The organism is Pseudactinotalea sp. HY158 (genome assembly GCF_009660225.1).
In the GTDB taxonomy this organism is placed as follows: domain Bacteria; phylum Actinomycetota; class Actinomycetes; order Actinomycetales; family Beutenbergiaceae; genus HY158.
Genome location: NZ_CP045920.1, coordinates 72,597 through 86,978, shown reverse-complemented (window position 1 = coordinate 86,978; position 14,382 = coordinate 72,597). Strand labels below are relative to the sequence as shown.

At 71.3% G+C, this 14,382-nt stretch carries 15 protein-coding genes and 1 tRNA gene; 11 read left to right on the top strand and 5 right to left on the bottom strand.

Translation table 11 applies throughout. The annotated features are described in order from the left end of the window. Positions 1–4: 4 nt before the first annotated feature. Genes GCE65_RS00405 through GCE65_RS00395 form a run of 3 tightly spaced genes read left to right on the top strand, consistent with a single transcriptional unit; the run spans position 5 to position 2,497 of the window. The gene (locus GCE65_RS00405; protein WP_153876984.1) at positions 5–952 is read left to right on the top strand and encodes a carbohydrate kinase family protein; all 948 of its coding nucleotides are present in this window, start codon (positions 5–7) and stop codon (positions 950–952) included. Between the two features lie 52 nt (positions 953–1,004). Beyond that, on the top strand, positions 1,005–1,805 hold the full coding sequence (locus tag GCE65_RS00400) for a DeoR/GlpR family DNA-binding transcription regulator (RefSeq protein WP_194164922.1): 801 nt from the start codon (positions 1,005–1,007) through the stop codon (positions 1,803–1,805). Positions 1,806–1,861: 56 nt separating this feature from the next. Beyond that, a complete protein-coding gene (locus tag GCE65_RS00395) occupies positions 1,862–2,497 on the top strand; it encodes a class II aldolase/adducin family protein (RefSeq protein ID WP_227993107.1) in 636 nt (211 codons plus the stop codon). Positions 2,498–2,870: 373 nt separating this feature from the next. On the opposite strand, the gene GCE65_RS00390 is transcribed toward GCE65_RS00395, so the two are convergent. The 4 genes from GCE65_RS00390 to GCE65_RS00375 all read right to left on the bottom strand — a co-directional run bounded on the left by GCE65_RS00390 (position 2,871) and on the right by GCE65_RS00375 (position 4,794). Beyond that, positions 2,871–3,065 carry a DUF6186 family protein gene (locus GCE65_RS00390; protein WP_153876983.1) on the bottom strand — a complete coding sequence of 65 codons (195 nt, stop codon included), beginning with the start codon at positions 3,063–3,065 and terminating at the stop codon, positions 2,871–2,873. Continuing rightward, the gene (locus GCE65_RS00385) at positions 3,056–3,694 is read right to left on the bottom strand and encodes a hypothetical protein (RefSeq protein ID WP_153876982.1); all 639 of its coding nucleotides are present in this window, start codon (positions 3,692–3,694) and stop codon (positions 3,056–3,058) included. Before GCE65_RS00385 ends, GCE65_RS00390 begins: the two co-directional genes overlap by 10 nt. A gap of 24 nt (positions 3,695–3,718) precedes the next feature. Beyond that, complete coding sequence (locus GCE65_RS00380; protein WP_153876981.1) at positions 3,719–4,312, bottom strand: TetR/AcrR family transcriptional regulator; 594 nt, start codon at positions 4,310–4,312, stop codon at positions 3,719–3,721. Between the two features lie 107 nt (positions 4,313–4,419). Continuing rightward, positions 4,420–4,794, bottom strand: a complete 375-nt coding sequence (locus tag GCE65_RS00375) for an SPW repeat protein (protein WP_152817954.1) — start codon at positions 4,792–4,794, stop codon at positions 4,420–4,422. Between the two features lie 327 nt (positions 4,795–5,121). Between GCE65_RS00375 and GCE65_RS00370 the strand changes: the two genes are divergently transcribed. Beyond that, positions 5,122–5,361: a DUF433 domain-containing protein gene (locus tag GCE65_RS00370; RefSeq protein WP_152818040.1), complete on the top strand. Its 240-nt coding sequence runs from the start codon at positions 5,122–5,124 to the stop codon at positions 5,359–5,361. A gap of 148 nt (positions 5,362–5,509) precedes the next feature. Here the strand turns inward: GCE65_RS00370 and GCE65_RS00365 are convergent. Then, positions 5,510–5,593: transfer RNA gene (locus GCE65_RS00365), tRNA-Leu, on the bottom strand. Positions 5,594–5,859: 266 nt separating this feature from the next. Between GCE65_RS00365 and GCE65_RS00360 the strand changes: the two genes are divergently transcribed. From GCE65_RS00360 to pknB, 7 genes are read left to right on the top strand one after another with little or no spacing between them, the layout of a single operon-like run. Continuing rightward, positions 5,860–6,561: a DUF3662 and FHA domain-containing protein gene (locus tag GCE65_RS00360; protein ID WP_153876980.1), complete on the top strand. Its 702-nt coding sequence runs from the start codon at positions 5,860–5,862 to the stop codon at positions 6,559–6,561. Beyond that, the gene (locus GCE65_RS00355) at positions 6,558–7,049 is read left to right on the top strand and encodes an FHA domain-containing protein (RefSeq protein WP_153876979.1); all 492 of its coding nucleotides are present in this window, start codon (positions 6,558–6,560) and stop codon (positions 7,047–7,049) included. Before GCE65_RS00360 ends, GCE65_RS00355 begins: the two co-directional genes overlap by 4 nt. Positions 7,050–7,051: 2 nt before the next feature. Continuing rightward, positions 7,052–8,269, top strand: a complete 1,218-nt coding sequence (locus GCE65_RS00350; protein WP_152818042.1) for a Stp1/IreP family PP2C-type Ser/Thr phosphatase — start codon at positions 7,052–7,054, stop codon at positions 8,267–8,269. Continuing rightward, positions 8,269–9,765, top strand: a complete 1,497-nt coding sequence (locus GCE65_RS00345; RefSeq protein ID WP_152817957.1) for an FtsW/RodA/SpoVE family cell cycle protein — start codon at positions 8,269–8,271, stop codon at positions 9,763–9,765. The genes GCE65_RS00350 and GCE65_RS00345 overlap by 1 nt, the downstream gene beginning before the upstream one ends. Next, complete coding sequence (locus tag GCE65_RS00340) at positions 9,762–11,216, top strand: penicillin-binding protein 2 (protein WP_152817958.1); 1,455 nt, start codon at positions 9,762–9,764, stop codon at positions 11,214–11,216. The genes GCE65_RS00345 and GCE65_RS00340 overlap by 4 nt, the downstream gene beginning before the upstream one ends. After that, positions 11,213–12,451, top strand: a complete 1,239-nt coding sequence (locus GCE65_RS00335) for a serine/threonine-protein kinase (RefSeq protein ID WP_153876978.1) — start codon at positions 11,213–11,215, stop codon at positions 12,449–12,451. Before GCE65_RS00340 ends, GCE65_RS00335 begins: the two co-directional genes overlap by 4 nt. After that, positions 12,444–14,276 carry a Stk1 family PASTA domain-containing Ser/Thr kinase gene (gene pknB / locus GCE65_RS00330; RefSeq protein ID WP_153876977.1) on the top strand — a complete coding sequence of 611 codons (1,833 nt, stop codon included), beginning with the start codon at positions 12,444–12,446 and terminating at the stop codon, positions 14,274–14,276. The genes GCE65_RS00335 and pknB overlap by 8 nt, the downstream gene beginning before the upstream one ends. The last annotated feature ends 106 nt before the right edge of the window (positions 14,277–14,382 follow it).

Here is a 14,382-nt window from a genome sequence, read left to right as displayed (position 1 = left end):
TCACATGTCACAGGTCGTCTCCTTCGGCGCGCACATCGCGGACGCGCTCGGCTGGCCCTTCACCGCCGTGCCGCCCGGACAGCAGCTCAGCTTCCTCGAGGAGATCAAGTTCACGGTCGCCGGAACGGCCGCGGCACCCTCGGTCAACCTCGCGAAGCTCGGTGTGGACGTCACGACGGTCGGGCGCGTGGGCGACGACACGATCGGCGAGTTCGTCCGCACCACCATGGCTCGCTACGGCGTGAACACCGAGCACCTGCTCGTCGACCCGGGGCTGCAGACCTCCGCGAGCCTCCTGCCCATCCGAACCGACGGATCCCGGCCCGCGCTGCACGTCATCGGCGCGAACGCCGCACTGACGGAGGACGACGTGCCGTGGGACGTCGTCGGTGAGGCGAGCGTCTTCCATCTCGGCGGGGCGTTCATCCTGCCGGGGATCGACGGCGCCCCCATGGCCCGCATCCTGCAGCGCGCGAAGGCGTTGGGAGCGACGACGACCGTCGACTTCCTCATGAGCCCGCGACCGGACGCCCAGGAGCTCATCGCCCCAGCCCTGCCGTTCATCGACTACGTCATGCCGAACATCGAGGAGGCAGGGTGGCTCGTCGGCACGGAGGAGCGCGGTGAGATCATCGGCTGGCTGCACGAGCACGGCGTGGGGTGCACCGTGCTGACCCTGGGCGGCGACGGCGTGAGCATCGCGCCGGCCGGCGCCGAGGAGGTCGTGCTGCCCGCCTACGCGATCGACGTCGTCGACACGACGGGGTGCGGAGACGCGTTCACCGCGGGCTTCATCTCCGGACTCCTCGAGGGACTGTCGCCCGCCGAAGCAGCCGAACGCGGCCTCGCCTGTGGCAGTCTCGTTGCTACCGGATTGGGATCGGACGCCGGGATCGTGGATCTGGCTCAGGTCGAGGAGTTCCGCGTCGCACACCCCCGACTCTCGAGCTGATGACCCACGGCACGCACACCGTTTCGAGACCACAGCGCCAGAGGAGAAGAACTTGGACGACGACGTGAGCCGCGACCACACCGAGACGAATCCACGAGCGAAGGGCGATCGGCTCGAGTACATCACGAGTGCGGTGCGCGAATCCGGCTTCGTTAACGTCGACCGGCTCGTCGACTCCCTCGGCGTCAGCCGGATGACGATCCATCGCGACCTGCACGAACTCCAGGAGCTGGGGGTTCTGCGCAAAGTCCGCGGTGGTGCCTCCGCGCAGCGGTCGACCGGCTTCGAGAGCGACCTGCTGTACCGGCGCGGCCACTCGGTCGAGGAGAAGCAGCGCATCGCCGCCGCTGCGGCCGAACTGGCCTCCGACGGCGACGTCGTCATCATCGACGACTCGACCAGCGCCCTCGCGGTGGTGCCGCACCTCGTCCAGCGCGATCCGCTGACGATCATCACGAACTGCCTACCGGTCATGCAGGGGGCGAGCGCCCACCCGCACGTGAAGCTCATCGGCCTCGGCGGACAGTTCATCCCGGGTTACGGCGCATTCCTCGGGATGATGTGCGAGGGCAACCTCGAGGACCTCTACGCCGACGTGCTGTTCGCCTCGACCTCCTCGCTGCGGGGGGCGACGCTCTACCATCAGGATCAGCGGGTGGTCACCACCAAGCGGGCGATGGTGGCCGCCGCCCGGCGCCGGGTCCTGCTCATGGATCACACGAAGTTCGCCCGGGGCGCCCTCTATCGGCTCGGCGAAGTCTGCGAGTTCACGGACGTCATCGTCGATGACGGCGTGCCGGAGGCGGACCTCCAACCGATTCGCGACGAGGGCGTCAACGTGCTCGTCGCCTGACCAGTCGCGCATCCGCCGCGCACGGCCTCATCCTCTTCACGTCCTTGGGGGACACCTTGACCATCATCTTGACTCCGACCGAGCACCATCTCATCGAACAACTCGTCGACGCCGGGAACGTGGCCGTCACTCGCGGCCTGGTCCACGCCACCGGCGGCAATCTCTCGGCCCGCGAACCCGGATCCGACCGATTCCTCGTCACCGGGGCCGCCACCCAGTTGGACCGGCTCACGCCCGCCGACTTCACCGTCGTGTCGCTGTCCGGGCGGCGGCTCGGCGGCGCCGACCGCCCCTCGAGCGAGTGGAAGCTCCACCAGCGCACCTACGTCGAGCGCTCCGACGCCGGGGCGATCGTGCACGTCCACCCGCAGTACGCGGTGCTGCTCGACGCCCTCGACCTGCCGATCCGCCACCTGACGCTCGACCACGCCCACTACGTCGCGTCGATCGGCCAGGTGCCGTTCTTCCCGAACGGGTCGGACGAACTGGCCGACGGGGCCGCCGCCCAGGCGCACGATCACAACTGCATCGTGCTCAGCAACCACGGCTGCTCGACGATCGGGGACGACGTCCTCATGGCACTGCGGCGTGCCCTCCTGCTGGAAGAGTCGGCGACCATGACCTTCCGCGCGCTGCAACTGGGCGACCGGACCACGACCTTCGGCGAGGGCATCCGACTCATGCACGCGTAGTCGCCCTCGCGTCACCTCAGCTCACCTCACCTCAATTCACGAGGACGGTCGGGAAAGGCGCACTTCGCGCTGGTGTGGCTCACGGGTGGGGCGGACCTGCTCGTCCGGGCCTGGCGGGGGCGGGGGAACGGCCGAGCCCGCCGGAAGGGGTCGGGCTCGAACGGGTCGGGGCCGCCCGCGGCCGCGTCGGCGCGAAGGAAGGGGCCGGCATACAGGTGCGGAGGGGGCAGGCGCGGTCGGACAGTTCGGCACCGAGACCCTCGACCGGGCCCGATCACTCAAGGACAGGCTGGCCGGCGGGCTGCGCGCATTCCACCGAGCCGTCCGGGACGACGACGTGCGGGATGACGCGTGAGGCACCACGCGACTCGGCTCAGCTGACCAGGAAGTGCCACCCGAGCCACCACCAGAACACGAGCAGCGTGATGCGGGCGGCCCGGGCGGAGAGGATCGAGTCGAGCAGCCCGGCGACCGGCGTCACCCGATCCGGATGGCGGTGCGACCAGGCGGTCAGGATGAGGGCCGCGGCGAGGCAGAGCGAGTAGACGGCGATCGTGATCAGGCGCATCGATCCTCCCCCGTCCGCCAGGCGCGGATCAGGAGGCCTGCGCCGCCGGCGAGCCAGATCGCCGCGAAGGCCGCCTTCCCCGCGAAGGTGTCGAGAATCGGGTCGAGGACATCGGAGATCGAGGGCATGATCCCGTCGGCCAGCACGCCCCAGCGCCAGGTGAGGTAGGCCGTCAGCTCCCACAGCCCGGCGAGCACGATGATCGCGCCCCAGGCGCGCCCCGCCCGCCGCAGCCCGGGGTCGCCGCGCTCGTCGCCCCGCCTGTGGTCCACGGCGGGGGCCGGTTCGTTCAGTCCACTCGGCCCGCGCGGCCAGCCGCCGAGGACCGCGACGGTGACGGTCGCGGCGCCGAGCAGACACACGACGACTCCGGCGCCGAGGCCGTGCCGCGGGGTGAAGGTGAGCACGAGGAGGGCCGCGAGCGCCGTCCCCACGATCGCTGCGATCGGGGCCCGCCCCGCGAGGGCGTGCCGCGGGCGCCGGGGCGAGCGGGTCTGCACGGCGGCCAGGACGATGGCGACCGCGAAGAAGATCGCATCGGCCCAGGCCGCGCGGATCACGTCGACGGCGGTGACGAGCGTGAGCACGACGAACGGCGCGAGCCAGGAGCGCGACGACGTCACTGCCATGGATCGACTGTACCGCCGGCCCCGTCACGCCCCCGCCGGCGCGGCACGCAGTCCCGCGGTGAGCAGCTGCGCGACCGCGCGCAGGTTCGCCACGGCATGGATCGCCCCGCGACCGTCCCCCTCGCCCCCGAGCGGGCGGGCCGTGATGAGCGCGGCCCACGCCGCCGCCGCTGCCCGGATCACGTCCTCGTTGATGTGGCCCGGCAGGCTGGCCGCCAAGGCGCGTTGGATCGAACCGTTCAGTGCCTGCCGGTAGCGCGTGAGCGCGGCGAGCACCTCGGGCCGCGTATGCGACTCGTGCCAGATGATCTCCCGCAGGATCTCCGATTCGGCGTGGTTGCGCAGTACCCGCTCACTCAGGTTCATGAGGGTCTGAGCCGGATCGCCCCGCACGGTGAGCGGCCCCGTGTCGAAGGGCGCCACCACGAACCGCTCCTCCAGGAGCGCGCCGAGGATGTCCGGCTTGGTCGGGAAGTAGTAGAAGAGCAGCCCCTTCGGCACGCCCGCGGCGTGCGCGATGCGCGCCGTCGACGACCCGTCGAAGCCACGCTGGGCGAAGAGCACAGCCGCGGCGTCGAGAATCCGCTCACGGGCGCGGGTGCCGGCCTCGGCGCGCATCTCGCCCTCCGTTCAGTTGTCGGAATCCCCCGAGTTCTCGGGCGTTCCTCGATTCGGCGACGGGCACGTGGGCGGTGGTCTCCCACCGGCCCCGTGCCGATCGTCGATCACGCGTGCGCGACCTGGCCGCCGCCGTGCGTCGTGTGGTGCACCTTCTCCGCGGGCGCGAGCGCCCACAGGCCGGCGATCACACCGACACCTCCGCAGATCCATGAGGTCCAGGCGGGGCCGGACATGCCGGCGTAGCTCGTCACCCATGGGGAGATGAACAGCAGCGCCGAGAGCACTGCGAGTATCCACTCCATCGATACGAAGCCCGGCGCGGCCAGGCTCCATAGCCCTGCGATGATCATCAGCACGCCCAGCACGATCATCAGGGAGACCGTCGCGCCGGTACGCGGGGTCGTCCAGATGCTTGCCAGGGCCGCATACAGGCCGGCGGCCACCGCCACCCAGTCCTGCCATCGTGTCCACCTCTTCATCGAACTCATCCTCCTTCTCGTCAGATGGCTCCCGAATCGGGGGTCGTTTTCGATGGTACACACGCTCTTGACCGGTCGGTCAAGAGCGTCGGGTTACTTCAGTTCAACGCGATCCGTCACGTTCCGGCTTCCAACTGCGCCACACCGGCCGACACTCGAACGCTCTGGACTCCCTCGCCGCTTCGTGATCACTGGAACCGTGCCGGCCGCGGCACCGGCAAGCAACGCTGCCACAGCCCCATCGACCGCAATCACTCCTCGGGGCCGGGCCGACGGCTTCGCCTCGGGACCTGCCCCATCCGCGGCCGCGATGCGTACGCTTCGACCATGAGCAATGTCGTCAGCCGACTCGACCGGATCACGGTCGACCCGTCGATCTGCCATGGCGCCCCGACAATCCGCGGCATGCGACTGCGCGTGCACGACGTCCTCGAACTGCTGGCCTCCGGCATGACCTACGAAGAGATCCTGACCGACTACGACGAGCTTGAACGAGACGACATTCTCGCCGTTCTGGAGTTCGCCGCACTCGACTCCGCCGGCCGTCGCCAACGCGTCGTGGCGTGAGTGCGATCCGCGTCGATCGGCAGGGGCCGACCGCGTCGCAGCACACCTCGAGCCACGCCCGGCGCTGAGCGCGCGTCGGCATAGAAGACGACGAAAGGCCTCCGCCCTGCGAATCGTCTCCGCAGGCCAGAGGCCATTTCTTCACTCGTGCGCGAGGGGGGACTTGAACCCCCACGCCCTCACGGGCACACGGACCTGAACCGTGCGCGTCTGCCAATTCCGCCACTCGCGCGAGCGCCGCGGTCGCCCGCAGCGTCGAAAGCCTAACACGTGCCCGGGCGGGCCCCGGACCGGGCGAGCGGGCGCCGTCCGCAATCCCCGCGGGCGGCTCCCACGGGCGGTGAAGACCGTCACATCCGGCCCCCTCCGGGCGACCGGGAGACCCCCACGCGCGCCCGCGACAACGCAGCGCGTGACCAAGCCAACTACGATGTGCACTGATGCACTGAGTGGTGCCTACGTGTCGTGGGTACCCGGCTGATGAGGAGGAGGTGCGCAGTGGGAGTTCTCGACCGGTTCGAGAAGGGCGTCGAGCGTGCCCTGAGCAACACGTTCGCCAAGGCGTTCAAGACCGAGCTCAAGCCGGTGGACATCGCCTCGGCGATCCGCCGCGACATGGACGAGCGCACCGCCGCGCTCTCCCGTGGGCGCACCGTGGTGCCGAACGCGTTCGTGGTCGAGCTCGGACCGACCGACTCCGAGCAGGTCGACTCGTGGGGCTCCGACGTCCTCGCCGACGAGCTCGCCGCGAGCGCCACCGAGCACGCGACCGCCCAGCGCTACGTGTTCGTGGGCCCGGTCGAGGTGACCTTCGAGGAGGTCGAGGATCTGCAGGCCGGCCGCTTCCGGGTGCGTTCCTCCTCCCGCCGCGGCACGGTCGCGCCGGCGACCACCGCGCCCGCCCGCAACCATCCGATCGTCGACATCGACGGCCAGCGCTACCTGCTCACGGGCGCGGTCACCGTGATCGGCCGCGGCAGCGAGGCCGACATCATCGTCGACGACTCCGGCGTCTCCCGGCGCCACCTGGAGATCCGGGCCACGCCGGACGGGATCATCGCGACCGATCTCGGCTCCACGAACGGCACCTACGTCGAGGGCCACCACATCGAGGCGGCCACGCTCGTCGACGGCAACACCCTGACGATCGGGCGCACCCGCATCCTGTTCTGGACCGGTGCCGATTCGGGTGACGGATGAGCAACCTCTCCGAGCTCGTGGTCACGGTGCTGCGCCTGGGATTCCTGGCGATGCTGTGGCTCTTCGTGCTCAGCGCGATCGGGGTGCTCCGCCGCGACATCTTCGGCACCCGCATCTTCGCCCGCGGCAGCGTCCACGCGACCCGCCCGGCCCGGGAGCGCGCCGAGAAGGACGACCGCGCCGACCGGTCGAACCGGGCGCTGGGCCGACTCGTGGTCACCGCCGGCCCGCTCGGCGGCACGAGCATGCGGCTGGGCGAATCCGCCATCCTCATCGGCCGCGACCCCTCCTGCACGCTCGTGCTCGACGACGACTACTCCTCCTCCCGACACGCCCGCATCTTCCCCGCCGGCGGCGCCTGGTACGTCGAGGACCTCGGGTCGACCAACGGCACGTTCGTGGCCTCGCGGCGGATCTCGACCCCGGTCGTGCTCGGCGCCGGCACCCCGATCCGGATCGGGCAGACGATCATCGAATTGCGCAGGTGACGATGGCGATCTCGCTCCACTACGCCGCGCGCTCGGACGTGGGCCTCATCCGGGCCAACAACCAGGACTCCGGCTACGCGGGCCCGAACCTGCTCGTGCTCGCCGACGGCATGGGCGGGGCCGCCGGGGGCGACATCGCCTCCTCGGTCGCGGTGGCCCACCTCGCGGCCCTCGACGGTGACGACCACGGCGCGGACGACATCCTCGAGCTGCTCACGGGGGCGCTGACCGACGCCCACACGGACCTGATCGAGTACTCCCGCGCCCGCCCCGAGCTGGCCGGGCTGGGCACGACGGTCGTGGCGATGCTCGTCTCGGGGCGCACGGCCGCGATGGTCCACGTCGGCGACTCCCGGGCGTATCTGCTGCGCGAGCACTCCCTGCACCAGATCACCCAGGACCACACGTTCGTGCAGTACCTCATCGACACCGGCCAGATCACCCCGGCCGAGGCCGAGAACCATCCCCAACGCTCCGTGATCCTGCGGGTGCTGGGAGATTCGACGGACGAGGTCGAGCTCGACGAGACCGTGCGCGAGCTCAAGGCCGGCGACCGGTGGCTGCTGTGTTCGGACGGGCTCTCGGGGATGGTCTCGGACGAGACGATCGCCGAGACGCTGCGGCACGTGACCGATCCCGGCGCGTGCGCCGAACAGCTCGTGGATCTCGCGCTGCGCGGGGGCGGGCAGGACAACATCACCGTGGTCGTGGCCGACGTGACCGACGACTCGGCCGGTGCCTCGACCGTGCCGCAGGTGGTCGGTGCCGCCGCGATCGACCGGGCCCGGCCCACCCGGGGCGGTTCGAGCGCGGCCGCCCGCGCCGCCGCGCTCGTGGCGGCGCACACGGGGGCCGCCCCGGGGGCGGACGAGCTCGAGGACGACGCCCGCGACGTCGACGCCCCACCTCGCCGCCGGCCGTGGGTGCGGCTGCTCGCCGTGCTCGTTCCGCTCGCGCTGCTCGTCACGGCCGTGGTGCTCGGCTACCAGTGGACCCAGACCCAGTACTTCGTGGCCCCGGACGGGGACTATGTGGCGATCTACCAGGGCGTGCCGCAATCGATCGGGCCGGTCGAGCTGTCCCACGTGACCGAACGCACGGTCATCCGCCTGGACGACCTGCCCCCGTTCGCGCAGTCGCGGGTGGAACGCGGGATCAGCGCCGTGAGCCTCGCCGATGCGACGACGATCGTGGCCGAGCTGACCGGGGAGGCCCGCTGATGGCCACCGTCGCCGCGGCCCGCCCGGGCGCCGGCCGCGGCTCCGAGCTCGTGCTGCTCGCCGTGGCGGTGGCGATCGGGGTGGGCGGGCTCGCCCTCGTCGGCCTCGGCGTGGAGGGGGAGATCCCGGGTGACCTGCCCGTGTACGCCGCCGTGCTCGCCGGGGTGAGCGTGGCGCTCCATCTCGTGCTCCGGTGGCGCGCACCCCACGCCGACCCGGTCATGGTGCCGATCGTCGTCGCCCTCACGGGCCTCGGGCTGGCGATGATCTACCGCCTCGACCTCGCCGCCGTGGCCCGGGGCCGCGCCGGCGGCGCCGCCGACCGGCAACTGCTGTGGACCCTCGTGGGCGCGGCCGCGGCGATCGCCGTGATCGTGCTGCTCACCGATCACCGGCTGCTGCGGCGGCTGCCCTACCTCGCCGGGGGCGCCGGCCTGCTGCTGCTGCTCTCGCCGCTGCTGCCCGTGATCGGCCAGCGGATCAACGGCGCCCAGCTGTGGGTGAACGTGGCCGGCGTCCAGTTCCAGCCGGCGGAGCCCGCCAAGATCCTGCTGGCGATCTTCTTCGCCGCGTATCTCGTGACCCATCGCGACTCCCTCACCCTCGCCGGGCCGAAGGTGCTCGGGATGCAGCTGCCCCGGATCGCCGACTTCGGGCCGCTGCTCATCGTGTGGGCGGCCTCGATCGTCGTGCTCGTGGTGCAGCGCGACCTGGGCACGAGCCTGCTGTTCTTCGGTCTGTTCGTGGCGATGCTGTACGTGTCCACCGAGCGGGTGAGCTGGATCCTCATCGGGCTCGGATTGTTCGCCGTCGGGGTGATCCTCGCCGTGAACACGTTCGGGCACGTCGCGGCCCGCTTCGACATCTGGCTCCACGCCCTCGACCCGGACGTCTACTTCGCCCCGTACGGCTCCGGCCAGCTGGTCGACGGGCTCTTCGGCCTGGCCGCCGGCGGGCTGCTCGGCACCGGCTGGGGCCAGGGCCACCCCTACCTCGTGCCGTACGCGAACTCCGACTTCATCATCGCCTCGCTCGGGGAGGAGCTGGGCCTCACGGGCCTCATGGCGATCCTGCTCATGTATCTCATCCTCATCCAGCGCGGGCTGCGGGCCTCGATCGGCGTGCGCGACGGCTTCGGCAAGCTCCTCGGCTCGGGCTTCGCGTTCGTCATCGCCTTCCAGTGCTTCATCATCGTCGGCGGCGTCACCCGCCTCATCCCGCTCACCGGCCTGACCACCCCGTTCCTCGCCGCCGGCGGCTCGAGCCTCGTGTCCAACTGGATCATCGTGGCGATCCTGCTGCGCATCTCCGACGCCGCCCGCAGCCCCGCCCCCGAGGCCGGACCGCTCGGGAACGAAACCGTGGCGATCGCGATCGACGCACTGCGTACGGACGACGCAGCTCGCCCCGGGCGCGAGCGTCCGGTCACGCCGGGCACGCCGGTCACGCCGGTGGCCCCGGGCGACGAGTACCCAACCCAGGAGCTGCGGCGATGAACACTCCGATCCGCCGGCTCAGCGTCGTGGTGCTGCTCATGTTCGCCGCGCTCATGGTGCAGGTGACCCTCGTGCAGTACGGGCGCGCCGACGCCCTGAACAACAAGGAGTTCAACACCCGCTCGGTCTACCGCGAATACGGGCGCGATCGGGGCCCGATCGTGGTGGCGGGCAACGAGATCGCGTTCTCCGAGCCCGTCGACGACGCCTTCGGCTATCAGCGGGTGTACACCGACGGTCCCGCCTACGCGCCCATCACCGGCTACTTCTCGGTCGTGTTCCAGGCCTCCGGCATGGAGAAGGCCGAGAACGACGTGCTCAACGGGTCGGACACCTCCCTGCTGCTCTCGCGGATCCGCACGCTCTTCACGGGCGGGCAGCAGCGCGGCGGCACCGTGGAGCTCACGGTCGATCCGGCGGTGCAGGAGGCCGCGCTCGAGGCCTTCGGGGACCAGCGCGGCGCGGCCGTGGCGATCGAACCGGCCACGGGCAGGATCCTGGCGCTCGTGTCCACCCCGAGCTTCGACCCGAACGTGCTCGCCGGCCACGACACGGTCGCCGTGAACGAGGCCTACCAGGAGCTCATCGACGACCCCGACCGGCCGCTGATCAACCGGGCCATCGGCGGCGACCAGTATCCGCCGGGGTCGACCTTCAAGCTCATCGACCTGGCGATGATCCTCGAATCGGGCGACTACGGGCCCGACTCGGTGGTGCCGGCACCCACGGAGCTCGACCTGCCGGGAACGAGCGCGACGATCCACAACCCCGGGGGCTCCGTCTGCGGCAGCGGCGGTGAGGCGACCCTCATGTACTCCCTGCAGGTCTCGTGCAACACCCCGTTCGCGAACCTCGCGATGGAGTTCGGCGCCGAGGCGCTGACCGAGCAGGCCGAGGCGTTCGGATTCGGGCGGGACCTGACGATCCCGCTCAAGGTCACGGGCTCCCGGCTCGGCGATCCGCAGAACGACGCCCAGCTCGCGATGACGGCCATCGGCCAGTTCGACGTGCGGGTCACCCCCCTGCAGATGGCCATGGTGTCCGCCGCGATCGCGAACGACGGCGTGCTCATGAAGCCCTACCTCGTGCAGACCGAACGGGGCCCGGACCTGCGGGTCACCTCCTCGACCGAGCCGGTCGAGTTCTCCCGGCCGGTCTCGCCCGAGACGGCCGCGACGATGACCGAGATGATGGTCAACGTCGTGGACAATGGCACGGGCGCCCCGGCCCGGATCGCGGGCGTCGACGTCGCGGGCAAGACCGGCACCGCCCAGACCGGCAACGAGGAGAATCAGCACGCCTGGTTCACCTCCTTCGCCCCGGCCGACGATCCGCAGGTCGCGGTCGCGGTCGTGGTGGAGAACGGCGGGGATCTCGCCGGCGAGGCCACCGGTTCGAAGGTGGCCGCGCCGATCGCCCGCGCGATGATGGAGGCGGTGATCGGCGAGTGAAACCGGTCGAGGGCCTCCTCCTGGGCGAGCGGTACCGCCTGCTCGATCTCATCGCGATCGGCGGCATGGGCGAGGTGTGGGCGGCGCTCGACGAGCACCTCGAGCGCCGGGTCGCGGCCAAGGTGCTGCGCCCCGAGTTCGCGGGCGATGCCGCCTTCCTCGGGCGGCTGCGCGCCGAGGCACGCAACGCCGCCGGGCTCTCGCACCAGAACATCGCCGCGATGTACGACTACGGGGAGCAGGACGACTCTGGCTACCTCATCATGGAGCTCGTGATCGGGGAGCCCTTCTCGGACCTGCTCGCCCGGGAGCGGACCCTCGATGCGGTGCAGGTGCTGCCGATCCTCGCCCAGACCGCCCGCGGCCTCCACACCGCGCACATGGGCGGGGTCGTGCACCGCGACATCAAGCCCTCGAACCTGCTCATCACCCCCGACGGCTACGTGAAGATCACCGACTTCGGGATCGCGCTCGGGGCGAATCAGGCCCCGATGACCGCGACCGGGATGGTCATGGGCACGGCCCAGTACCTGCCGCCCGAGCAGGCGATGGGCCGGGCGGCGACCGGGCTCGGGGACATCTACGCCCTCGGGGTGATCGGCTACGAGGCGCTCGTGGGGCGTCGTCCGTTCACCGGCAAGACCCAGGTGGACATCGCGTTCGCGCACGTGAACGAGGAGGTGCCGCCGATGCCCGACCGGATCGACGCGCGGGTGCGGGACCTCATCGGCTCGATGCTCGCGAAGGATCCGGAGGACCGCCCCCGCAGCGCCGCCTCCCTGGCGCGGATGATCGAGGAGCTCCTGCCCGAGCTGGCTCCGGGCGCGGAGTCCGCCCGGCCCGGGCACCACGCCGCGATCCCCACCGAGGTCGAGCTCAAGGCGAACGTGTCGGTGCGGCCGCCGATCGCCGTGACGAAGCCGACCCCCGCCTCCGGGAACCGGGCGACCCCACCCGGGGAGGCGGCCACGCGTCCCCGCTGGCATCCGACGCGCACCGAGCCGGAGGATGCGGCGGCGCCCGGGCCGCCGGCCTCGCGGCGCTCCCTGCGCGGGGAGGGCGGCTCCGAGCAGAATCGGCGGGGCCGGCGTGGCGGAGCTCTCATGCTCATGGTGATGCTGCTCGCGCATCCGGCCGCCGCGGAGGTCGGTAGGCTGGGCAACTGCACTGGCGAGAATCCCCCCACCGCGGCGTGTGCCGCGATGTCGATCGACGAAAGGCCGATAGGTGGCTGACAACGTACCCCGCCTGCTCGCAGAGAGGTATGAGGTCGGAGAGCTCATTGGGCGCGGCGGCATGGCCGAGGTCCATATCGGCCGCGACACCCGGCTCAACCGCACCGTGGCGGTCAAGGTACTGCGCTCCGACCTGCTCGCGGATGTGACCTTCCAGGCGCGGTTCCGGCGCGAGGCCCAGTCGGCGGCGTCGCTCAATCACCCCGCGATCGTGTCGGTGTACGACACCGGCGAGGAGGTCACGACCGATGCGGCCGGCGCGCAGAGCCGGTGGCCGTACATCGTGATGGAGTACGTCGAGGGCCACACCGTGCGCGATCTGCTGCGCGACGGCTCGGCCCTGCCGATCGACGAGGCGATCGAGATCACCCTCGGGGTGCTCACGGCGCTCGAGTACTCCCACCACAGCGGGATCGTGCACCGCGACATCAAGCCGGCGAACGTCATGCTCACCCCGACCGGTGCGGTCAAGGTGATGGACTTCGGCATCGCCCGGGCGCTGGCCGACACCTCGGCCACGATGACCCAGACCCAGGCCGTCGTCGGCACGGCCCAGTACCTCTCCCCCGAGCAGGCCCGCGGCGAGGTGGTCGACGCCCGCTCGGACCTGTACTCGACGGGCTGCCTGCTCTACGAGCTGCTCACCGGCCGCCCCCCGTTCGTGGGCGACTCGGCCGTGGCCGTGGCCTATCAGCACGTCGGCGAGGAGCCCCAGCCGCCGTCGGCGTTCGCGCCGGACGTTCCCGAGGCGCTCGACCGGATCCTGCTCAAGGCCCTGACGAAGGACCGCGAGCAGCGCTACTCCTCCGCCTCGGCGTTCCGGGCGGACCTCGAGGCCGCCGCGGTCGGCGGGCTCGTGCAGGCACCGGCCATGGCCGCCGCCGCGCCGGCCACGCAGGTGCTCGGTCAGCCGGCACTCGCCCAGCCCTCCCCGTTCCCGCCGGTAGCCGAGGACGAGGCGGCCGAGGAGGAGCCCCCGAGCCGCAAGGGCCTCATCTGGACCCTCGTGATCCTCGGCGTGGTGATCGCCGGTGTCGTCGCCTTCCTCCTGCTCAACCAGGACAAGGAGCCGCCGCCCACCCCGCAGGTCGCCGTGCCGACCCTGACCAACGAGATGGACAAGGGCGATGTGACCGCCCTCCTCGAGGAGGAGGGGCTCGTGCTCGACGACCAGGGCGGGGAGGCCTCCACGGACGTGGCGGCCGGCAACGCCACCCGCTGGTCGCCCGCCGTGGGCACGATGGTCGACGAGGGCAGCTCCGTCCAGGTGTGGTTCTCCACCGGACCGGACGCGATCGCGATCCCGAACGTGGCCGGGATGGAGCAGAACGCGGCCCGGGACCGGCTCGTGGACGCCGGCTTCAACGCGGGCAACTTCACGATCGAACCCGCGAACATCGCCGACAAGTCGCAGGGCACGGTCGACCGCACCGAGCCGGCCGCCCAGACGGAGGTCTCCCCGGACGCGGACATCACGATCATCGTGGCGACCGGGAACGTCGAGATCCCCGACTTCGTGGGCGACCAGTTCGAGGATGTGGCCGCCGAGCTCAAGGACCTCGGGATCAGCGCCGCCACGACCTTCCTCGAGTCCGACGAGACACCCGGCACGGTCATCGCCCAGGACGTCTCCGGGCTGCGCCCGGTCAACTCGAGCATCAACCTCACGGTGGCCAAGGCCCCGCCGCCGCCGACCGAGGAGCCGAGCACCCCGACCGAGTCGCCGAGCGAGACCGAGACCACGACCCCGCCGCCCACGGACGACAACCCGTCCCCGCCACCGACCGACGGGTCCGGGGACGCGGGGGACCAGGGCCGCAGCTAGGCCCCGGTCGGCCGGGTCGGGTCGCCACCGAACGGGGGCACCCGCTCACCGCGGAGGGCGTCGATCCTTCCCGCTGCCGCGCTCCAGCCGGATAGGACTCTTGCGA

Coding starts and splice junctions, on each gene's coding strand:
- GCE65_RS00405 (WP_153876984.1), top strand. CDS start 5: ATGTCACAGGTCGTCTCCTTCGGCGCGCACATCGCGGACGCGCTCGGC.
- GCE65_RS00390 (WP_153876983.1), bottom strand. CDS start 3,065: ATGCGCCTGATCACGATCGCCGTCTACTCGCTCTGCCTCGCCGCGGCC.
- GCE65_RS00385 (WP_153876982.1), bottom strand. CDS start 3,694: ATGGCAGTGACGTCGTCGCGCTCCTGGCTCGCGCCGTTCGTCGTGCTC.
- GCE65_RS00380 (WP_153876981.1), bottom strand. CDS start 4,312: ATGCGCGCCGAGGCCGGCACCCGCGCCCGTGAGCGGATTCTCGACGCC.
- GCE65_RS00375 (WP_152817954.1), bottom strand. CDS start 4,794: ATGAAGAGGTGGACACGATGGCAGGACTGGGTGGCGGTGGCCGCCGGC.
- GCE65_RS00370 (WP_152818040.1), top strand. CDS start 5,122: ATGAGCAATGTCGTCAGCCGACTCGACCGGATCACGGTCGACCCGTCG.
- GCE65_RS00355 (WP_153876979.1), top strand. CDS start 6,558: ATGAGCAACCTCTCCGAGCTCGTGGTCACGGTGCTGCGCCTGGGATTC.
- GCE65_RS00350 (WP_152818042.1), top strand. CDS start 7,052: ATGGCGATCTCGCTCCACTACGCCGCGCGCTCGGACGTGGGCCTCATC.
- GCE65_RS00345 (WP_152817957.1), top strand. CDS start 8,269: ATGGCCACCGTCGCCGCGGCCCGCCCGGGCGCCGGCCGCGGCTCCGAG.
- GCE65_RS00340 (WP_152817958.1), top strand. CDS start 9,762: ATGAACACTCCGATCCGCCGGCTCAGCGTCGTGGTGCTGCTCATGTTC.